This is a genomic window from Brassicibacter mesophilus, assembly GCF_050433385.1.
In the GTDB taxonomy this organism is placed as follows: Bacteria; Bacillota; Clostridia; order Tissierellales; family Proteiniboraceae; genus Brassicibacter; species Brassicibacter mesophilus.
Window position 1 is genome coordinate 104,779 of sequence record NZ_JBNPXI010000010.1, and the last position, 22,276, is coordinate 127,054.

Annotated in this window: 20 protein-coding genes and 1 other annotated feature; of the genes, 19 read left to right on the forward strand and 1 reads right to left on the reverse strand. The window is 32.6% G+C overall.

Annotation, left to right across the window (positions count from 1 at the left end; genetic code table 11):
- Positions 1–64: 64 nt before the first annotated feature.
- From ord to HNR33_RS12340, 14 genes are all read left to right on the forward strand, one after another.
- The gene (gene ord / locus HNR33_RS12275; protein ID WP_429083692.1) at positions 65–1,111 is read left to right on the forward strand and encodes a 2,4-diaminopentanoate dehydrogenase; all 1,047 of its coding nucleotides are present in this window, start codon (positions 65–67) and stop codon (positions 1,109–1,111) included.
- 11 nt (positions 1,112–1,122) lie between these two features.
- Complete coding sequence (gene ortA / locus HNR33_RS12280; protein ID WP_429083693.1) at positions 1,123–1,437, forward strand: 2-amino-4-oxopentanoate thiolase subunit OrtA; 315 nt, start codon at positions 1,123–1,125, stop codon at positions 1,435–1,437.
- On the forward strand, positions 1,430–2,848 hold the full coding sequence (gene ortB / locus HNR33_RS12285; protein ID WP_429083695.1) for a 2-amino-4-oxopentanoate thiolase subunit OrtB: 1,419 nt from the start codon (positions 1,430–1,432) through the stop codon (positions 2,846–2,848). The genes ortA and ortB overlap by 8 nt, the downstream gene beginning before the upstream one ends.
- 15 nt (positions 2,849–2,863) lie before the next feature.
- Positions 2,864–3,229 carry an ornithine aminomutase subunit alpha gene (locus HNR33_RS12290; protein ID WP_429083697.1) on the forward strand — a complete coding sequence of 122 codons (366 nt, stop codon included), beginning with the start codon at positions 2,864–2,866 and terminating at the stop codon, positions 3,227–3,229.
- Positions 3,229–5,445 carry a D-ornithine 4,5-aminomutase subunit OraE gene (gene oraE / locus HNR33_RS12295; protein WP_429083699.1) on the forward strand — a complete coding sequence of 739 codons (2,217 nt, stop codon included), beginning with the start codon at positions 3,229–3,231 and terminating at the stop codon, positions 5,443–5,445. Before HNR33_RS12290 ends, oraE begins: the two co-directional genes overlap by 1 nt.
- On the forward strand, positions 5,435–6,802 hold the full coding sequence (locus tag HNR33_RS12300; RefSeq protein ID WP_429083701.1) for a GlmL-related ornithine degradation protein: 1,368 nt from the start codon (positions 5,435–5,437) through the stop codon (positions 6,800–6,802). Before oraE ends, HNR33_RS12300 begins: the two co-directional genes overlap by 11 nt.
- Positions 6,803–6,965: 163 nt before the next feature.
- On the forward strand, positions 6,966–8,030 hold the full coding sequence (gene orr, locus HNR33_RS12305) for an ornithine racemase Orr (protein ID WP_429083702.1): 1,065 nt from the start codon (positions 6,966–6,968) through the stop codon (positions 8,028–8,030).
- Between the two features lie 77 nt (positions 8,031–8,107).
- On the forward strand, positions 8,108–8,437 hold the full coding sequence (locus HNR33_RS12310) for a DUF4870 domain-containing protein (RefSeq protein WP_429083703.1): 330 nt from the start codon (positions 8,108–8,110) through the stop codon (positions 8,435–8,437).
- A gap of 61 nt (positions 8,438–8,498) precedes the next feature.
- Positions 8,499–9,452 carry an NAD-dependent epimerase/dehydratase family protein gene (locus HNR33_RS12315; protein ID WP_429083705.1) on the forward strand — a complete coding sequence of 318 codons (954 nt, stop codon included), beginning with the start codon at positions 8,499–8,501 and terminating at the stop codon, positions 9,450–9,452.
- A gap of 48 nt (positions 9,453–9,500) precedes the next feature.
- Positions 9,501–10,535, forward strand: coding sequence for a low-specificity L-threonine aldolase (ltaE, locus tag HNR33_RS12320; protein ID WP_429083706.1), 1,035 nt, complete (start codon positions 9,501–9,503; stop codon positions 10,533–10,535).
- 42 nt (positions 10,536–10,577) lie between these two features.
- Positions 10,578–11,909, forward strand: coding sequence for an AAA family ATPase (locus HNR33_RS12325; protein WP_429083708.1), 1,332 nt, complete (start codon positions 10,578–10,580; stop codon positions 11,907–11,909).
- Between the two features lie 105 nt (positions 11,910–12,014).
- Positions 12,015–12,629 (forward strand): acetate uptake transporter, encoded by a 615-nt coding sequence (locus HNR33_RS12330; protein WP_429083710.1) that lies wholly within the window; start codon positions 12,015–12,017, stop codon positions 12,627–12,629.
- Positions 12,630–12,807: 178 nt separating this feature from the next.
- Positions 12,808–13,632, forward strand: a complete 825-nt coding sequence (locus HNR33_RS12335) for a CsxC family protein (RefSeq protein ID WP_429083712.1) — start codon at positions 12,808–12,810, stop codon at positions 13,630–13,632.
- A 123-nt stretch (positions 13,633–13,755) separates the two neighbouring features.
- On the forward strand, positions 13,756–14,571 hold the full coding sequence (locus HNR33_RS12340) for a CsxC family protein (protein WP_429083714.1): 816 nt from the start codon (positions 13,756–13,758) through the stop codon (positions 14,569–14,571).
- Between the two features lie 67 nt (positions 14,572–14,638).
- Here the strand turns inward: HNR33_RS12340 and HNR33_RS12345 are convergent, their stop codons facing one another.
- Positions 14,639–15,430 (reverse strand): putative ABC transporter permease, encoded by a 792-nt coding sequence (locus tag HNR33_RS12345; protein WP_429083715.1) that lies wholly within the window; start codon positions 15,428–15,430, stop codon positions 14,639–14,641.
- Positions 15,431–15,626: 196 nt separating this feature from the next.
- Positions 15,627–15,871, forward strand: a binding site (T-box leader).
- Between the two features lie 86 nt (positions 15,872–15,957).
- On the opposite strand from HNR33_RS12345, the gene asnS reads away from it, so the two are divergent.
- The 5 genes from asnS to HNR33_RS12370 all read left to right on the forward strand — a co-directional run bounded on the left by asnS (position 15,958) and on the right by HNR33_RS12370 (position 22,090).
- Positions 15,958–17,349: an asparagine--tRNA ligase gene (gene asnS / locus HNR33_RS12350; protein ID WP_429083717.1), complete on the forward strand. Its 1,392-nt coding sequence runs from the start codon at positions 15,958–15,960 to the stop codon at positions 17,347–17,349.
- A gap of 99 nt (positions 17,350–17,448) precedes the next feature.
- Positions 17,449–18,120: a helix-turn-helix domain-containing protein gene (locus HNR33_RS12355; protein WP_429083719.1), complete on the forward strand. Its 672-nt coding sequence runs from the start codon at positions 17,449–17,451 to the stop codon at positions 18,118–18,120.
- A gap of 71 nt (positions 18,121–18,191) precedes the next feature.
- Positions 18,192–18,695: an SEC-C metal-binding domain-containing protein gene (locus HNR33_RS12360; protein ID WP_429083721.1), complete on the forward strand. Its 504-nt coding sequence runs from the start codon at positions 18,192–18,194 to the stop codon at positions 18,693–18,695.
- A 48-nt stretch (positions 18,696–18,743) separates the two neighbouring features.
- On the forward strand, positions 18,744–19,283 hold the full coding sequence (locus HNR33_RS12365; protein WP_429083723.1) for a TDE2712 family protein: 540 nt from the start codon (positions 18,744–18,746) through the stop codon (positions 19,281–19,283).
- 107 nt (positions 19,284–19,390) lie between these two features.
- A complete protein-coding gene (locus tag HNR33_RS12370) occupies positions 19,391–22,090 on the forward strand; it encodes a sigma 54-interacting transcriptional regulator (protein ID WP_429083725.1) in 2,700 nt (899 codons plus the stop codon).
- The last annotated feature ends 186 nt before the right edge of the window (positions 22,091–22,276 follow it).

Genomic DNA, 22,276 nt, shown 5'->3' on the forward strand with positions numbered 1-22,276 from the left:
TGTTGGCAAGTTTATTGCAATGTTAAACAATGAAAATATTGTGAGAAAACTTGGAGGTGTTGGAATGGAAAATGTTAAGGTAGTTATATGGGGTTTTGGTGCTATGGGTAGCGGTATGGCAAAAATGCTGCTAAAGAAAAAAGGTGTAGAAATAGTTGGTGTTTGTGATATGGCAGAATCAAGAAAAAATAGGAGTATGTATGATGTACTAGGTGTAGAAAGAGGAGATAGACCTGAAGTTATTATTAACGAAAATGTTGACGAAGTTTTAAAGGAAGGATGTTGTGATGTCTGTTTATGTGCAACAGATTCGTTTACTAAAAATGCTTTTTCTAAATTAAAATTTGCTTTAGAGAAAAAAGTAAATGTTATCTCTACTGCAGAGGAAATGTCATACCCTCAAGCTCAAAATCCAGAGCTAGCAGCTGAATTAGATAAGATAGCAAAAGAAAATGGAGTAACTGTTCTAGGAACTGGTATAAATCCAGGATTAATTATGGATTTGTTAGTAGTTTGTTTAACAGGATGTATGATTGATGTTGAGCATATAGAAGCTAAAAGAGTAAATAGCTTATCTCCATTTGGACCAGCTGTAATGGAAGAGCAAGGTGTAGGAATAACTGTAGAAGAATTCGAAAATGGGGTTAAGGATGGTTCGTTAGCAGGACATGTTGGATTTTCTGAATCAGTTCGTATGATAGCAGATGCTATTGGATGGAATGTTGAAAAATTTGAGCAACAAATGAAACCAATTATTACATCTGTGGATAGAAAATCTCCATATGGATTTGCAGCAGCAGGGAATGTAGCTGGAGTAAACATGACTGGACAAGGGTATGTAGACGGTGAGGTTAAAATAGACATGATTCACCCACAACAAATCGAACCTGAGATGGAAGGAACATTTACTGGTGATTATATAACTATAAAAGGAACTCCTGAAGTTAATATGTCAATTAAACCAGAAGTTGAAGGTGGACTAGGCACAATTGCAATGTGTGTAAATATGATTCCACATGTAATAAATGCACATCCAGGTCTAAAAACTATGATTGATTTACCTGTACCTAGAGCAATCATGGGCGACATGAGACAATTAATTAGAAAGTAAGGTGAAGTTATATGGCTACTGCTAAGAAGGGTGATTGGGTTAGAGTACACAATATTGTTTTGACTCCTGAGCAAAGAGCACCTCAGGTGCCTGAAGATACTAAAAAAGTGCCCCTTGAAATGTGGGATAAAGGGTTTTTATTAGATAGTGAAGCTAATATTGGTGAAATTGTAGAAGTTGAAACTTATATTGGCAGGAAAATAAGTGGCAAACTTATAGAAATAAAACCATATTATGAACACGATTTTGGGAAATGTGTGCCAGAACTTTTATATATTGGCAGACAATTAAGAGGTATTCTTGAGGATGGTGAAGAAGATGAGTAAAGATATGAGTTATAATGCCATCATGGATAGAAAAAACCAGATAATGAAGCAAGCTGTAGGGATAGATTATCAAAAATTTGAATCAGATGGTATTGCTTTTGATTATGAAAGAATGATGAGAGAAACAGGGTATACATTACAGGAAATGCAGCAAATACAAAGAGAAACTGGTATAGGTAATACTCCACTATTAGAGCTTAAGAACCTAACTAAGCTTGCTAGAAAGTTAGCTCCAAAAGGAAAAGGAGCAAGGATATTTTTAAAAGATGAGGCATCAAACCCATCAGGAAGCTTTAAAGCGAGAAGAGCTGCAATAAGCGTGTATCATGCAAAAAAATTAGGATATAAAGGAGTAATAGCGGCGACAAGTGGTAACTACGGTGCAGCTGTAGCGAGTCAAGCTGCAATGAGAGGGCTTAAGTGTATTATAGTTCAAGAATGCTATGATTCTAGAACTGTTGGACAGCCCGAGATTGTTGAAAAGGCGAGAAAGTGTGAAGCATATGGTGCTGAAGTTGTACAGCTGACAGTAGGTCCTGAGCTATTCTATACATTTTTAAGACTATTAGAAGAAACAGGCTACTTTAATGCTTCATTATATACACCATTTGGAATAGCTGGAGTTGAAACATTAGGATATGAACTAGCTATGCAATTTAGAGAAAAAGAAGGAAGAGATCCAGATGTAGTAGTTGCAACTAACGCTGGAGGAGGAAATCTTACAGGAACAGCACGTGGACTTATAAAAGCAGGGGCAATAAATACAAAAATCATAGGAGCAAGTGTTAATCTTAAAGGACTACATATGGCTAGTGATACTCAATTTAACAGGAAATCGTTTACAACTGGTCATACAGGTTTTGGAATACCTTTTGCTACTTGGCCAGATCGTTCAGATGTGCCTAGATCAGCAGGAAGACCTTTAAGATATATGGACAGATATGTAACTGTAAATCAAGGTGAAGTATTTTATATGACAGAGGCATTAGCTCAAATAGAGGGATTAGAAAGAGGACCAGCAGGCAATACATCTTTAGCTGCTGCATTCTCTTTAGCCCAAGAGCTAGATTATGACAAAATAGTTGTTGTTCAGGAAACTGAATATACAGGAGCCGGAAAGCATATTCAGCCTCAGCTTACATTTGCAAAAGAAAATGGTGTAAATGTTGTTATTGGAAAACCTGAAGATGAGATTCCAGGAGAAAACATAGTATTACCTGAACAGCCATCATTTATTAAAGCTAGAGACTTAGATTTAGATAAATTAAGAAGATCATATATTAAGAATTGCATAGAGACCACACATGCTACTTCAGTTTCTAATGAAGATATAAAGTTCCTAGCTGAAGATACCAACTCAAGCACAGAATTTGTAAAGCATGTACTATCTGAACTTAAAGTGGTTTATTAATACGGAGGTGTTGAAATGAAAAGAGCAGATGATTTTGAATCTAGAAGACAGCACTTAAAAGACCTTACTGAAGAACAACTTGAAGCAAGATTTTGGGAATTAGCAGGAAAAATAGTAGATCCACTAGTAGAATTAGCCAATAAGAATACAAGTCCATCAATAGAAAGATCGGTTTTATTGAGAATGGGCTTTTCGAGCTTAGAAGCTAAGGCTATAGTAAATGGTGCAATAGATAGAGGATTACTTGGGAAAGGTGCAGGTCACTTAGTATATAGGTTAGCTAGAGATTATAAAATGGATATAAGAGAAGCTGGTTTAAGACTAGTTGAAGGTGAGATGTGGGACGAAGTAGTTAACATATTCTCTGGAGGTGAAAAATAATGCAATTAAAACCAAATGAAAAACTAGATGTAAATAAAATACTTGAAAATCTTGACTCTTATAAGCCAAGACGTAGAGGATGGCATTGGAGAGATGGAGTAGGCCAAAAAAGACAGATTGGCAAATTTGAGTACTATGATACTTCAGAGAATTTGCAGCAAAGTCAACCACTACCCGCAGCACATTATTTTGATGATATAGATCCTCAACCAGACTGTGTAATAACAACTGAAATTGCTTCAGGTAGATTTGAAGATGATATAAGAAGGATGAGAATGGCAGCATGGCATGGTGCAGACCATATAATGGTTATCAGAACTGCAGGTCAAAGTCACTTTGATGGGTTGATTGAAGGAACACCTCAGGGGATAGGTGGGATACCTATAACAAGAAAACAAGTAAGAGCTCAAAGAAAGGCATTAGACCTTATTGAAGATGAAGTAGGAAGACCTCTTAACTATCACTCGTATGTTAGTGGGGTAGCTGGTCCAGAGATTGCAGTAATGTTTGCTGAAGAAGGTATTAACGGTGCGCATCAGGATCCGCAATATAACGTTTTATACAGAAATATAAATATGGTGAGATCATTTGTTGATGCAGCAGTAGCTAAAAAAGTTATGTCGTGGGCTGATATGGCACAAATAGACGGTGCACATAATGCAAATGCTACTGCAAGAGAAGCATGGAAGGTTATGCCTGAGCTAATGGTACAGCACGCATTGAATTCAATCTATTCTGTTAAGATAGGAATGAAGAAAGAAAACATTTGTCTTTCTACAGTACCACCTACAGCACCTCCAGCTCCTTGCATGAGAATAGACTTGCCTTACGCAGTTGCACTTAGAGAATTATTTAGAGAATACAAGATGAGAGCACAGCAAAATACTAAATACATGGGTTCATCTACTAGAGAGGCTACTGTAACGCACACGTTAAATCTGCTTATATCTAAGTTAACAAGAGCAGACATACAGTCAACTATAACACCTGATGAAGGAAGAAATGTTCCTTGGCATATTTATAATATAGAAGGAGCTAACACAGCAAAACAAGCACTTATAGGTATGGATGGACTAACAGAAATGGTTCAGATTAAGAGAGATAAGGGAGAATTAGCGGATAAGGTTAGAGAGCTTAAGGAAAGAGCAATATTGTTTATGGAAGAAATACTTGAAGTAGGCGGATACTTTAAGGCTGTTGAAGAAGGGTTTTTTGTTGACTCTGGCTACTATCCGGAAAGAAATGGTGATGGAATAGCAAGAAAAATTGATGGTGGCATAGGCGTAGGAACTGTATATGAAAGAGAAGAAGATTATATGGCACCAGTTACTGCACATTTTGGTTATAACAACATAAATCAATATGATGCTAATGCTGTTGATAATCCTGCTAAACTAATTGGGGGAAGTACCCTTGAAGTTCCTGAAAAAATTATATATATTGATGAACTTGATGATACAGATAATGTAAATATAAGGCTTGAAGAAACAAAAGAATTAAGAAAAACTACTAAATTAAAACCAGAAATGGAATGGCAGGGCGATGGAATAATTCAGATTACACTCTTCCTTCCAACAGAAGAAAGAGTTGCTGAATTTGCAGCTATTGAAATCGGTAAAAAGATGGGGTTAGAAGATGTTGAAGTAATTCATAAAGAAGTACTACAGAGTGCTGAAGGGACTAGAGTTGAAATAAAAGGAAGAGTTCCATTTACCATAGACACAAAGGATCTAGTTATACCACCTAAGCCAGAAGTTATGACAGATGATGAAATACGACAAGATATTGAGAAGCATCCAATGAAAATAGTTGCAGGAACAGTTGGAGAAGACGAACACTCAGTTGGACTAAGAGAAATTATTGATATAAAACATGGTGGCATCGAAAAATATGGGATAGAATGCCATTATTTAGGAACATCTGTGCCTGTAGAAAAACTTGTAGATGCAGCTATAGAATTAAATGCAGATGCAATACTAGCTTCAACAATAATTAGCCATGATGATATTCACTACAAGAATATGAAACGCATACATGAACTATGTATAGAAAAAGGAATAAGAGATAAGGTAATGATTGCTTGTGGAGGTACTCAGGTTTCAAATGAGCTAGCTGTTCAGCAAGGAGTAGACGTAGGATTTGGTAGAGGTTCGAAAGGGGTACATGTAGCTACTTTCCTTGTTAAGAGAAGAAAGGAAATGAGAAATGAAAATTAATGTGTTAGTTGCTGAAATTGGAAGCACTACTACTGTTATTAACGCATTTAATGGGATTAATGACTCTTGCCCTATTTTTGTAGGGCAAGGGCAAGCTCCTACAACAGTTTTAGAGGGAGATGTAAATATTGGTCTAAAAGCAGCAATAAACGATTTAGAGAAAAATCTTAATGTCAAAGATATAGATTATGATGATCTTTTGTCGACTAGTAGTGCTGCAGGAGGATTAAGGATGACAGTTCACGGACTTGTATACGATATGACTGTAAGAGCTGCTAAGGAAGCAGCGTTAGGCGCAGGTGCTAATCTCCATATGATAACATCAGGCAAGTTGAGAAGAACAGATATTAATAAAATAAAAGAAATAAAACCCAACATTATATTAATAGCAGGCGGTGTTGATTATGGAGAGAGAGATACAGCAATTTATAATGCAGAACTAATAGCCGCTCTTAACATGGAGATTCCTGTAATATATGCTGGAAATGTAGAGAATCAAGATGAAATTAAAGAGATATTTAGGGATACAAGGACTAAGTTATATGTTGTTGAAAATGTATATCCCAAAATAGATCAATTGAATATTGAGCCAACTAGAAGAGTAATACAAGAAGTCTTTGAGGAACATATTATACACGCTCCAGGGATGACTAAAGTAAGAGATATGGTAAATGGTTCAATTATTCCTACACCGGGTGCTGTAATGCTTGCTGCAGAGCTCTTAAAGGAAGCCATTGGGGATCTTATGGTTATAGATGTTGGTGGAGCCACTACAGATGTACATTCAGTTACTGAAGGCAGTGAAGAAGTCAGCAGAATGCTGGTGAGTCCCGAGCCTATAGCAAAAAGAACTGTTGAAGGTGATCTTGGGGTATATGTTAATATGGAAAATGTAGTTGAAAGGATTGGTGCTGAAGAGCTAGCTAGGAAACTGAATATATCAATAGAGCATCTGAGTGAGCTAATGGAAAATCATAAACCAATACCTACTACACCTGTTGAGACGTCTTTTGTTGAAGAACTTTCTCTAGAAGCTGTTATTACAGCTGTAAAAAGACATGCTGGGCACTTTAGACATTTATATGGACCTAGTGGCAAGAAAACTATAGCAGAAGGTAAAGACTTAACAAATGTAAAATACATTATTGGGACTGGTGGTGCATTAACTAGGCTTCCAAATAGAATTGAAATTATGACACAAATAGCACAGAGTAATAAAGGAAATGAATTATTGCCAACAAAAGATACCAATATTTTAGTTGACAATAATTATATTATGGCATCTTTAGGAGTGTTATCTACAAAATATCCTGAAGCGGCACTTAAATTATTAAAGCAAAGCTTAAACATTGATTGATAGTCCAACAAAATTGTTGGACTAAATTTATAGCCCATAGGGAAGTTCTAGTTTTCTTTAATGTAAGATTTCCACTAAATGGGTTTTAGAAAGACTTCCTTAAATAATATATTAATGCTTCTATAGAAGTCTTTTTATAATAAAATCTACCGGAGGTGTAATAATGATGTATCCAAGAGTAGAGATCTCACTTGATAAAATAAAACATAATACAAAGCGTTTAGTTGAGCTATGTGGTAAGAATGAAATTGAAATTGCTGGAGTTACAAAGGTTTTCTGTGCAATTCCTGAAGTTGCTAAGATATTAGCAGATAATGGAGTCAAGATGCTAGCTGACTCAAGAATTGAGAACCTTAAGGAGATAAGTCATATAAAAGTGCCTAAGCTTCTTCTTAGACTTCCAATGATTAGTCAAGCAGATGAAGTAGTAGAGTATGCGGATATTTCACTTAATTCAGAGCTAGAAACTATTAGAGTATTATCTGAAAAAGCTATATCTAAAGAAAAAATCCATAAGATAATTTTAATGGTGGATTTAGGCGATTTGAGAGAAGGGATCATAGAAGAGGCTCATATATATAATATAATTGAAGAAATGTTAAAATTAAAAAATATAGAGCTTATTGGGATTGGTACTAATTTGACTTGTTATGGCGGAATAATACCAAAGCAAGATAATCTTAGTAAACTAGTAGAGTTAAAAAATAATATTGAAAACAAATTTAATGTTATATTAACTATAGTATCTGGTGGAAACTCAAGTAGTTTATATTTGCTTGAGCAGGGTGGTATTCCAAATGGTATAAACCACCTCCGATTAGGGGAAGCTATAGTATTAGGACGCGAAACAGCTTATGGAGATAGAATAAAGGACACGTATGATAATTGCTTTAAGCTAATTGCTGAGATAATTGAAATAAAAGATAAGCCTTCTGTACCTATAGGAGAAATAGGTATGGATGCTTTTGGAAATAAACCAACTTTTGAAGACAGAGGGATTAGAAGAAGAGCTATCTGTGCTGTAGGAAAGCAGGATGTTAGTATTAATGATATAACTCCTGATGATGAAAAAATAGCAATACTAGGAGGTAGTAGTGATCATTTGATACTTGATATTACAGATTGTTTTTATAGGTATAAGATAGGAGATAAAGTTTCCTTTAAGCTTAACTACGGTGGCATATTGAGTACGACTACATCTAAATATGTGCACAAAAAGATTTTATAAACTGTATATGACTATTTTCTCTTTTAATTCATATGATATTGTAATATAATAATATCATAATTGGAGGGGGGAAATATATGTTAACTACTGAACAAAAACTCTTATGTGCTCTAGCGCATTTAGGAACATTTGTGGGCATACCAATTTTAGCTCCATTGATTGTTTTATTGGCATCAAGTGACCATTTTGTAAAACAACAAGCAAAAGAGGCATTAGGCTTTCAGATTTTTCTAATAATAGCATTGGTAATTTCAGGAATACTGACAATTGTTTTAATAGGCATTCCATTATTGATAGTAGTTGGAGCAATTGGGGTTATATTACCGATTGTTGCGATTGTTAAGGTAGTGGATGGCACAGACTATTCATATCCTATTTCAGGTTCATTTATAAGAAATCATTTTTAATTATCAAAAAAGGCCCTTTTTTCATATATTAGTTATAAGAACATATGAAAGGGGTTTTTTTATGATTTTAGTGACTGGAGCGGCAGGTTTTATTGGAAGTAACTTGTGCCAACTTTTGCTAAACAAAGGTTATAATGTGTTAGGTGTAGACTCGTTTTACAACAACTACCCTAAGTGGATAAAAAACTATCACTTAAGGTATTGTTTTGGTAACCCTAATTTCATTTTTCTAGAAAACAACATACTTGAACCAAACATAGGCAAGCTCATAGAAGGCTTGAACATTGAGTGTATAGTTCATCTGGCTGACATACCAGGGGTTACTACATGCACAGAAGTGAATTTTGATGAATATATCAGCTATAATATTACAGCAACTCAAAGACTACTAGAAGCAATAAAGAATAAAGGAATTAGGAAGCTTATATACGCATCTTCATCAACTGTTTATGGCAACATTGAAGAAGTGCCAATGGCAGAGATACATAATCTTAAGCCTATTTCGCTATATGGAGTTACGAAACTGACTGGAGAAACACTATGTCATTACTACGGAAGCACATATGGAATTGATGTTGATACATTTAGATTTTTCACAGTATATGGTCCACATCAAAGACCAGATATGGCGTTTCACAGGTTTATAAAAAATATACTGATGGATGAAGAGATAAATGTATATGGGGATGGCTCTCAAAAAAGAGATTTCATTTATGTAAATGATATTTGTAACATAATATCAAAAGTTATTGATTATGATATTAAAGACGAAGTGATGAATGTTGGAGGAGGGCTATCATTAAGCGTTAACGAATCAATAACTATAATAGAAAATATTTTGAAGAAAAAGGCGAAAATTAACTATATTGGGCCAATAATTGAAGAACAAACTGCGACACACGCATGTGTAGAAAAGCTAGAGAAAATAGTTTCATTAGATGATAAAACTGATATCTATGATGGATTGAAAGAACAAGTAAATTATATTAAATGTTTATATGGGTTGCTAAGCTGAAGAAATATTATATAATATTTTTAGATATATAAACGGGGAGATGAACGTATGAAAATAGTTGACTTTAGAAGTGACACTTTGACAAAACCGACTGAAGAGATGAGAAAAGCAATGTACCAGGCTGAGGTTGGTGATGATGTTTATAGAGAAGACCCTACGGTGAAAGAACTTGAAAGATTAGCAGCATCAAAGTTAGGGAAAGAGGATGCTTTACTTGTTCCTTCTGGAACAATGGGAAATCAGCTAGCTCTAATGACACATACTCAAAGAGGTCAGGAAGTAATTTTAGAGGATTGGGCTCATATATTTAGATATGAGGCAGGAGGCTTAGCATTTCTTTCAGGGCTTCAGGCAAGAACAATTGCTGGAACAAGGGGTATAATGAATGTAAATGATATAAAAGCTGCAATAATAAAAGATGATGATTTACACCATGCTCAAACAGGACTGATTTGTATTGAAAATACACATAATATGGCTGGAGGAGTTGTAATTCCTTTAGATAAAATGAAAGATATATACAATACTGCAAAAGGATATAGTTTACCAGTTCATCTTGATGGAGCAAGGCTGTTTAATGCAGCTACGTATTTAAAATGCGATGCATCAGAGATTGCAAGATATACGGATAGCGTAATGTTCTGTTTATCAAAAGGACTTTGTGCTCCTGTCGGGTCCATTCTTGCAGGAAATACTGAATTTATTGATAAAGCAAGAAAATATAGAAAGATGCTTGGTGGAGGTATGAGGCAGGCAGGTATAATAGCTGCGGCTGGAATTATATCATTAAATGACATGGTAGATAGACTCGTAGAAGATCATGAAAATGCATATAAACTTGCTGAAGGTTTATCGAATATCAAAGGTATTAGCATTGATTTTGAAACAGTTCAAACGAATATTGTTATGGCAAATATAAGCGGAACAGGTTTAAAGTCAGACGAATTAGTAATGAAAATAAAAGAAAAAGGTATATTGGCATCTTCGATAACTGATAATATAATAAGGTTTGTTACTCATAAATATGTTGAAAATATAGATATTGACTACTCATTAGATGTAATAAATGAAATATTGAAATAGAGGGACTTTTGTCCCTCAATTTTTACATAAAGAGGTGAGAATATGGATTTGTTTAGTTTTAATGCTGAAAACAATTTAAAAAAATCTGCTCCTTTAGCTGATAGACTAAGACCTATTTCATTAAGTGAATTTGTTGGACAAGAACATATAATCGGGAAGGATAAATTGCTTTATAGAGCAATTAAAGCTGATAAACTTAGCTCTATACTTTTATATGGACCGCCTGGAACCGGTAAGACTACATTAGCAAAGATAATTGCAAACACGACTAAAATGTATTTTGAGCAATTGAATGCTGTTACTGCTGGTGTAAAGGATATAAGAGAAATTATTGATAAAGCAAAAAACAGCTTAGGAATGTATAACAAACGAACTATATTGTTTGTAGACGAAATACATAGATTTAACAAAGGTCAACAAGATGCGCTTCTTCCTTATGTTGAAAACGGAACAATAATACTAATTGGAGCGACAACTGAAAATCCTTATTTTGAGGTTAACAAGGCTTTAATATCTCGCTCCATGGTTTTCAAGCTTGAATCACTAAACAGTATACAGATAAGAAAGATAATTGATAGAGCAGTATCTGATCAAGAAAAAGGATTAGGAATGTTTGATGTAGATATTGATGAAGAAGCTATAGATCACTTAGTAAATATAAGCAACGGTGATGCAAGGATTGCATTAAATGGATTAGAAATAGGAGTGCTTACTACACCTCCTAATAATGAAGGAAAAATCAGAATAACATTAGATGTGGCTCAAGAATGTGTACAGCAAAGAGCTATAAAATATGAGAAGAATGGTGATGAACATTATGATACTATTTCTGCATTTATAAAGAGTATGAGAGGGTCAGATCCTGATGCAGCACTGTATTGGCTTGCAAAAATGATATATGCTGGAGAAGATCCAAAGTTTATAGCTAGAAGGATAATCATATGTGCTTCAGAAGATGTTGGAAATGCAGATCCGCAGGCACTTAATATAGCTACATCAGCCTTTGAAGCAGTTAATTTTATTGGGATGCCAGAAGGTAGAATTCCATTAGCACAAGCAGCAGTTTATGTGGCCTGTGCACCTAAAAGCAACGCAAGCTATAAGGGTATTGATAAAGCTTTACAGGATATAGAGAAAATACAGACTGGGCAGGTTCCAATACATTTGAAAGATGCAAGTTACAAAGGAGCATCGAAGTTTGGTCATGGCAAGGGGTATCTATATCCGCATGATTATCAAAACAATTATATACATCAGCAGTATCTTCCAGAAGAACTCATTGGAGTTAAATATTATAATCCTACTAATAACGGATATGAAAAGGATATTAAAGAAAGAATAGAGCGACTAAAACATATAGATTCTGAGCAGTAGAACTGGGTAAATAATACATTAATATATTTCGACAAAACTATTGACGTTTTGTCGTTTTTTTGTTATTTTTTTATAGTTGTGTAAATTTATATTAGGGGGTTATTTATGAATAATAGTCAAACACAGAATGTAAAAATTACTAATGCAGATCCTTCAGCTATTGGCTTATTTGGACTTGCGATGGTTACTCTAGTAGCATCATCACAGAAACTAGGGTTAACTCAAGGATTATCGATGGTGATACCTTGGGCTATATTCTTAGGTGCATTTGCACAATTATTTGCGTGTATTAACGATTCGAAGCGCAATAATGTTTTTGGGACTACTGCTTTTGGAGGATATGCTTTTTTTTGGTTTGGAGTAGGTACTTCTTGGTTAATTAAACTTGGATTTTTTGGAGAGTCTTTAGCATCTAATGCTGATATGAAACAGCTTGGCTTCGCATTCATTGGTTACTTAATATTTTCAATCTATATGACAATCGGTGCTATGGAAACTCATAAAGTTCTATTTGTAATATTCTTTTTGATAGATTTACTTTTTATAGGACTATCCCTTAGCTCGTTTGATATAATGTATGAATTTTCGCATAAACTTGCTGCCATTTCTGAATTATGTATTGCAATAGTATCATTTTATGGCTCAGCAGCAGCTGTATTAAATTCACATTTTAATAAAGAGTTTTTGCCAGTTGGAAAACCATTTGGTATATTCAAATAACATATATAATTTGGGAGGTGAGATTTCACTTCCTTTTTTATTTATTCAAATTATTATATTTTTTGTAACCAAGTCATAAGAAAAGAATAATATAAATAATAGAACATAATATTTGTAAATTTTAACTTGGCATTTATAATACAGAAAACAATTATTATAAAAATAAGGGGGTGAAAATATGATACGGCTTAGCGGTGAACAAGCAGATGGAATCAAACTCGAATATGGAAAACCTAAGTATGTAGATTGTGTACCGAAAAAAAGTTATAGTCCTGAAGTTGTAAGCGGAATTGTTGACTGCTGCGTAAATAAACAAGTTGAAATAACAGGATTGACTTCTGGTGTAATAGCAAAAATATCTGTAGTACTTGCTCAATTTACAGTACAGCTCAATATACACTCTTCAGTTAATCTTCCAGATTATATTAAAGAAGTAAAAGACATTAAGAAAAAAATAAAGGTTTCTCAATGTTGCTTACTACAAGATACAAATATGCTTTTTATAAAAGGAACTATACGTAAAGAAATTGATTATTCGACAAAGTCAAATAAAGACAGTAGTATTGAATGTGGAGATGTTCAGCACTGTACAGTTGATATTCCTTTTAAATGTACAACTCCAGTAATATTTAATGGTATTGAGCCAGAATCTGTTGTAGCAAGTAATGTTAAAGAGTTTGAATTTTTTAAGAAAAATAATTTAATAGCTAAAGATGTTAATGAAGAAGATGAGATGTATTGTGATGGATTTACTGAAGTAAGTAGAGTCAGTAATGAATACTATAATGAAGTACCGTATTGCGAATTAGTAAGTAGTAAGATGGTGGAGCATGATGAATGTATTAAGTCTAGCGATAAAAGCAACTTATTAGGAGATAAAAAGAAAGGAGAATATAAGATACTTGAAGAAAAGGGAGTTTTATATTTGACTTTAAAAATATTACAAAATCGGCAGGTAGCAATACCACCATCAATTATAATATGTGATCATGAAGATAAATAGAAAATACTTATAATATTTTTCAAAAAAGTTAGTAACTAAATTTGGACACCTGAATACTATGTACTAGGATATAGGACTAGGTATCTAGTCAATATCCGAGTAAATAGTACAGGAGGTAAATTTATGTCATATAGTAATCAATACGGTGTAAAAATTGCTTATGGTAAGCCACAAGCTGTAGTTGATAGTAAATGTGTTAAATCAGTATGTACAGATGTAACTGGAGGAACTCTAGAAACTTGTGTAAACGAAAAAGTTGATATATCAGGATTATCTTCCGGAGTAGTAGCGAAGATTCCAGTAGTGCTTGCTGAACTCACACTTCAAATAAATGTAGATTCTATAATAGATCTACCAGAATATGCTTATGAGATAAAAGATATAAAGAAACACTTAAAAGTAACTCAATGTCTTTTAATACAAAATACTAACATGTTATTTATAAAAGGGTTTGTTAGAAAGAATATTCAATATGCAACTCGTTCATGTTCAAATGAAAAAGGGTTCTGCGGAGATATAAAGCATTGTACTATTGACGTACCATTCAGATGCACAACACCTATTACTTTTAATGGAATCGCTCCCGCTCCAATAGTTAATAGAACTTCATCAGAATTTGAATATTTAAGAGAGCAAAATGTATTTGGCCCAGAGTTTGCAGAAAAGGATAAGCTGTTGTCAGGAGACTTATCAGAATTTAATCAAGTAAGTACTGAATATTTTAATGAACTACCTTTCTGTGAATTGATTAGCAGCAAAATTGTAGAATTTGATGAATTTCTAAATCCTACACGTCCTAAAGGTGTAACAGTTCCATTCGAAGAAAAGCAGTTCAGAAAAATAGAAGAAAAAATGGTAATATTCCTAACTCTTAAGTTACTTCAAAAACGCCAAGTAGCAGTGCCGCCAGCAGCAGTTAGTCCTATTGTAGACTGTTAGGAGTATTAATTTTAATTAATAAGAACATCTGGACTTATGAGTCCAGATGTTCTTATTTGTAACTCGCTTATATGTTATGTCTTTTTTCTTCTAAGCTTTTCTTAATATCTTTTAAGATATGATTAAATCTTTTTGACTTCAAATTTGGAAATGCATTAAGAATTCTTGAGTGATTAAGAACTTTTTTATTTATCAAATATTGATATTTATTTTTTAGTTCATCTAGCTTAAATTCTATTTCCACAGCTCTTTCTGAAGTTGCTCCCTTTAGCTTTATAAGCTTAGATTTTAATTCATTATGCAAAAAGTGTATTTGTTTTAAGCGAGAGTTTAAGCCAACAACTGATATTACAGATATTGTTAAATCAAATATGAAATAAGAGAATATAATATAAATAAGTACTATACCAATTTTAAAAGGCATTAGTGAAACTAATAAATTTATGTATGGATGAATTATTTTTATTACAACCAGTGAAGCTGCTCCCCAGATGAGGGAAAATTCTAAACATATCCTTCCTTTTATATTGAATTTTTTATCAGTATAATCCCACCAAACACTGCTAAACGCTTGTTCTAGTATAAATCCTGTAAAATATTCAAGAACTGAAGTCAATGCAACTGAGCCAATGAACAAAGAAAAGAGATCGTCTTTAACTGGATTTAACAACACAATAAGCATTAATGCTCCAAATCCATATATAGGGCAAAATGGTCCATTTAAAAAACCTCTATTTACAAAGTATTTTTTATTAATTGTTGCGTAGATTGTTTCTAGGCACCATCCTAAAAATGCATAAACAACAAAATAATTAAACAGATCATATGTCCTAAAACCAAACAATGTAATATTTGACATATTATCCTCCTTTAACATTTGTTAGTTATATCGACATAGTATAAATACTCACATAATATATTATATGAGCAATAATAAAATATGTATATAGATAAGAAGAAGTTCTTTATAATTTTTAATGAATTGGGAAATATATGTATAATAGTATTTGACAAAACTAATTTTCAATATTATAATAGTCATTAATATAGCTAATTTAAAGACAATGAAGAGAAGAGTAGATATGGAAGGTAGTTTAAGCGAGTTGGTGATAGTGCAAGACCAATACGAGATCTATATTGAAGAACATCTCGGAGTTTCTAACCGAAATCAATTTGAAAGTAGGCTTAGACGGAGTCACACCGTTAAATAGTGAGCAGTATAAATTATTGTACTGTTAATGAGCTGGTCATTTTGTGACAATTAGGGTGGTACCGCGAAACATAGTCTTTCGTCCCTTTATAGGAGATGATAGGCTTTTTTTTATTTCAAAAATTTTTTTGTAAAATTATATAAAATATTAACAATAAATATGAGGAGGATAAATTATGAAGACAGTATTAGTAAAAGAGATTTACAGAGAACAAGAAAAGTTTGTAGATCAGACAATTATGATTGCGGGATGGATAAGAACTATTAGAAACTCAAAAACATTTGGATTTATAGAAATTAATGACGGAAGCTTTTTTAAGAATATCCAAGTTGTTTTTGATGACAGTTTAGAGAATTTTTCAGATATTACAAAGCTATCGATAAGTTCTGCGATTGTGGTAGAAGGAAAACTTGAACTAACTCCAGGTGCTAAACAACCATTTGAGATTAAAGCAGTTAAAATCCAGGTTGAAGGTGAATCAAGCAACGAATATCCTCTACAGAAGAAAAGACATACATTTGAATACTTAAGAACTATAGCTCATTTAAGACCTAGAAGTAATACATTTTCTGCAGTATTTAGAGTTAGATCTTTAGCTGCATATGCAATACACAAATTTTTTCAGGACAGAGGTTTTGTATATGTACACACTCCAATAATTACAGGAAGTGATGCTGAAGGAGCTGGCGAAATGTTCAGAGTTTCGACTTTAGACCCAATGAACATGCCTAAAGATGATTCGGGAAGCATTGATTATTCAAAGGATTTCTTTGGAAAAGAAACTAATCTAACAGTTAGTGGCCAGCTTGAAGCAGAAACATATGCATTAGCTTTCAGAAATGTGTACACTTTTGGGCCAACATTCAGAGCGGAAAACTCAAACACAGCTAGACATGCAGCAGAATTTTGGATGATAGAACCAGAAATAGCTTTTGCAGATTTAAAAGATGACATGGAGCTAGCTGAAGATATGTTAAAATATATAATTAACTATGTCATGGAAAACGCGCCAGAAGAAATGGAATTCTTTAATTCATTTATTGATAAAGGATTAATTGAGCGATTAAACAATATAGTAAATTCTGAATTTGGTCTAGTAACTTATACAGAAGCTATTGAGATACTTGAGAAGGTAAAAGACAGATTTGAATATCCTGTTGAATGGGGATGTGACTTACAGACAGAGCATGAGAGATATTTGACCGAAGAAGTATTTAAAAAGCCTGTTTTTGTTACAGACTATCCGAAGGAAATAAAAGCATTCTACATGAAATTAAATGATGATAATAAGACAGTAGCAGCAATGGATCTTCTTGTACCGGGAATAGGTGAGATAATTGGCGGAAGTCAGAGAGAAGACAGACTTGATTTATTAGAACAGAGAATGGAAGAGTCTGGTCTTGATAAAGAGGACTACTGGTGGTACTTAGATTTAAGAAAATTTGGTGGAACAAAACATGCTGGATTTGGTTTAGGATTCGAAAGAGCCATAATGTATATTACAGGTATGGGAAATATAAGAGATGTAATTCCTTTCCCAAGGGCAGTAAAATCTGCTGAATTTTAAAAACAGATAGTTATTAACAAGACTGCTATGCTCTTTTAGCAGTCTTGTATTACTTAAAATAAAATGTAATTAATAAATAATAATATTGAGGGTGGTTTCATGAGTAGAATAGGGATGCAGATAAAACAAATTAGAGCAAAAAAAGGAATAACTCAGAAGCAGTTAGCTAAAAAATTAGGTGTGTCAGATAAGTATATTGATGAAGTAGAAATAGGAAAAAAAGTAATTAATGATGCTCTCATTAAGAAAATATCAAAGATACTTGAAGTAGACATAAATGATTCTATGATGTATGAAAGTGAAGATACTAAAAAAGAAAAAATAGTAAAAACAGAGTCTGCAAAGGTTAAGCAAGATAAGGATACTCAAGTGATATGGAATGATGCATTTGCTTCAGTACTTAAGCAAGTCCCATTTTACAAATATACTCTAGACAAACCGATAAGTACAAGACAAATGCCGATAATATCAAATAAGATAGAAGGATATAATAAAGACAAAGTGTTCTTTGTTGAGATAGAAGATGATGATATGTTAGGATTTAGAATTGCACAAGGAGATGTAGTGTTTTGCTATATGACACATGAACTAGAAAACAATGGAATTCATCTTGTTGAATACAATGAAAGAAGATGTATAAGACAAATAAAAAGACTAGATAGTGTAAATGCTTTACTTATTAGCAATAAAAACAGCTTAAAGACAGATACTGTTTCTATAAAAGATATAAAAATACTAGCTAAATTGATTAAACTTGAAATAAAGTTATAGCATATTAAAAAAAAATATCAAAATAGTAGAAATATGTTATAATGACATAGGAATCAATAAAAGGAGGAGAAATGAAAGTGAAACTTTATAAAGAATGGACTGACTTGGCATATAAAGAAAGAAATCAAAAAGAATATGATGAATTCTGGAATACATATCTTGAAGCTGAGAAGAATGTATATGAGAGTATTCTAAGTAATAAGGAAAGCGTTATAAGTGGAAAAATAAGCGACTTAGCAGAAAAATATAACATGGAACTAGTTAGCTATGCAGGTTTTCTTGATGGAATTAATACAAGCTTAATAAATCCTATTGAACTTGAAGATATTGAAGAAGATGTTGAGATTAAGCTAGAAATTGACTTTGAAAAACTTTATTTCAATATGTTAAATGCGAAGGCTCCATGGCTTTATGAGCTTCCTCAATGGGAAGACATACTAGACGATGAGAAAAGAAAAGAAATAACTAAAGAATATAGAAGATCTAAAACTGTTATTAAAGGTGAGAAAATTGGAAGAAACGATCCATGTCCATGTGGTAGTGGGAAAAAATATAAGAAATGTTGTGGAAAATAATGCAACATCTCTTTAATAAGGATATATAAACAAGAGGAGGTAGTGCTAATGGTACAAAGAATTAAGGTTAACTTAGAAGTAATTGAAGCAATGCTTTATTTCTGGCAGTCAACTAGTGAAAGAGAAAAAGTTTCTGAAAAATTCATAAATGATGTAACGAATATGTCAGGGTTAACATTAGCATATGATGATGAATTTGATGCAGAATCTGTTAGAAGAGCATTAAGTGCTGTAACAAACAGAGAACCTTTTTCAAGTAAAAATCGAAAAGAAGGAAGATTCTGGAACAATAATCTTTGGATGATGGAAGATTTAAGCTATACTGATGCAATGGTACAGCCTCTTAAAAAGCTAAACCTAGATGCCATCATTGATGAAGTAAATAAGCTAGAAGGAAGTTCTAAGTATGATGCTGTTGAAGTTGTTTTTTCTCCACTTCACATAGATGAATATTTAATAGTTGACAATAAGCTTATTATCAATTTCTTTAGAGTAAAGCCTAGCTTTACTGATGAAAAAACTCTTATAGGTGATATAGAGATAACTGAGTTTATAAAGCAGAAAATTGAAGAGTTGTTAAATAAATAATACATGCATAAAGAGAACAGCAAACAGAAAAAAAAGTTTGCTGTTTTTTAATATAAATACTAATTAAAAGAAATGGTATTTTATTATTTTTGCTTTCATATTATTTAATGACACATTCTATTGTTAAATTAATAACCAGGTTATGGGGGGGATTTTTTATTAAAGATATTATAAGTGTAAGTTTAAATAAATGCAAGCAATGTTATGCATGTGTTAGAAGTTGTCCAGTGAAAGCGATTAAGATTAATAATGGACAAGCTGAAATAATTAGTTCCAGATGTATTAATTGTGGTAAATGTACTACAAGTTGTCCTCAAAGTGCAAAAATCGTTATTAATTATAAACAAAAAACACTTGATATGCTTAAAAGTAAAAGTGAAGTTATTGCATGTTTGGCACCTTCTTTTATTGCAAGCTTTCATGAAATCTCATATAAAAAGGTTGTCGGAGCATTAAAAAAGATGGGATTTTCTCAAGTTTGGGAAACTGCAGTTGGTGCTGAAGTCTTATCTTTTCAAATAGATAACTATATAAAACAAAATAAGAGTGAACTATACATAAGTTCTCCGTGTCCTTCATTTGTTACAACGATTGAAAAACATTATCCTGAGCTTATAAAACACTTACTTCCATTTGTTTCACCTATGATAGCTACAGGTAGAATCATTAGAGATAAATTCCCAAACAAAGATATAAAAATTGTATTTATTGGTCCATGTATATCAAAAAAAGCAGAGTCAAATGATCCTCAATTCGAAGGAATAATAAATTCAGTATTAACTTTTGATGAATTAAAGGAATTGTTTTTACAAATGAATATGGATATGAATAATGTTGAAGAATATGATTTTGACAGTGTATACTGCAGTAAAGGCAGACTATTTCCATTGTCAGGTGGTCTACTAAAAAATCTTGAAATCACTAAAAATTTAAAAGCAAGTGAATATACATTTATTGATAATGATAAAGAATGTTTGAAATTAATCGATGCAATTTCAAAAGATAAACCAGCATTAAAACTGGTTGATGTATTAATGTGTAAAGGATGCATAGAAGGACCTAAGATTAATAGTGAACTAACTTACTATGAAAAAGTAAAGAAAATATATCAGTTTTATGAAACTAGAAAAGACACTACAGGAAAAATAAATACAAATATTAATTTATTGAGACATTATAGAAATAGAAGGAATATATTGCCTTTTCCAACAGAAGAAGAGATAAAAAATGTTCTAATACAGACTAACAAGCTATCAAAAGATGATGAATTAAATTGTGGTGCGTGTGGCTATAATACTTGCAGAGACAAGGCTATAGCTGTATTACAAGGTATTGCAGAAGTAGATATGTGTTTACCGTATTTATTAGCAAAAAAGAGTAGTTTGCTAGAAGACTTGTCACAAAAATTAAGTGAAATCACTAGTCTTAAGGAAGAATTGGAAACAACAATCGAATCTTCTTATGATGGATTAGTTATTACAGATGGTCAAGGTAAGATAGTTAGGACTAACAAAGCGTGGTACAGGATTATTGGATGTAAAGAGAGTTTGACCGCGGAACTAGTTCAAAATATAGAAAATAAAAATATAATTTTCCCATCAGCCACTTTATTAGCCTTAAAAGAAAAAAGACGTATTTCTTTTATTCAAAATGGGGAGAATGGGAAACACTTTTTGGCAACAGCTACACCTATATTAGATGACGAAGGTAATATTAAAAGAGTAGTGTCAAACATTAGAGATATAGAGGAATTAAAAAAATTAGAACAACAAATTAATGAAACAAGAAAGCTAGAAAAATATCATAATAGAAGAAACATAAAGCTAGAAAAATTAGATTTTGAAAACGAAAATTTAGTTGTTAATAGTATGGAATTTGGTCAAGTTTTACATACAGCAAGTAATGTTGCAGCAGTAGACTCTACAGTATTAATATTGGGAGAATCAGGAGTGGGCAAAGAAGTTGTTGCACAGTTTATCAGAAATCTTAGTAGAAGGAAAAATAAACCTTTTGTTAAAATAAACTGTGGTGCTATACCTGAAAATCTAATAGAATCAGAGTTGTTTGGATATGAAACAGGTGCTTTTACTGGAGCTAGAAGTAGAGGAAAGCCAGGATTAATTGAGCTTTCACATGAAGGCACTTTATTTCTTGATGAGATAGGAGATTTGCCAATAAACCTTCAAGTTAAATTGTTAAGGGTAATTCAGGAGAGGAAGTTAGTTAGGATAGGAGGAACAGAGGAGAGAGAGGTAGATGTAAGAATAATATCCGCTACAAATAAAGATTTATACCAAATGGTCTTAAATGGAAAATTTAGAGCAGATCTATATTATAGATTAAATGTTGTTCCGATTGAAGTACCTCCTTTAAGAAAAAGAAAATCAGATATTCTGCCATTAAGTTACCATTTTATTGATATGTTTAATAAAAAGTACTTATGCAATAAACAGCTTACGTCTTCTGTCGAAAGAATTTTATTACAATATAATTGGCCTGGAAACGTGAGAGAACTCCAAAATATAATAGAAAGGCTTGTTGTTACAACCGGATATGATACTATTGAAGAAAGAGATTTACCTTTGTTTCTATTTGAGAACAAAGAAGAAATAAGCAAAAAAATAAAGGTGGATGGAATCATGCCATTAAAGGAAGCTGTAGAATTGGTTGAAAAAAAGATTATAGAAAGTGCATGTAAAAGATATTCAACAACTTATGAAATGGCAGAAGCTCTAGGGGTGAATCAATCAACTATTGTAAGAAAAATTCAAAAATACATGGATAATAATGCATACAGGCATGATTAAATGCGATAATGCATCACTATATAGCAGAAAGATGAATTTTCATTAAATAGATGTATATGAAAAATCGAAGGTAAAACTACCTTCGATTTTTTGTGCTTTCGAGAGATAGACACTTTTATTTCGAGAGATAGACACTTTTATTGATTGATTAATTTAATTGGCTTAATTATATTTAAAATCCATAAA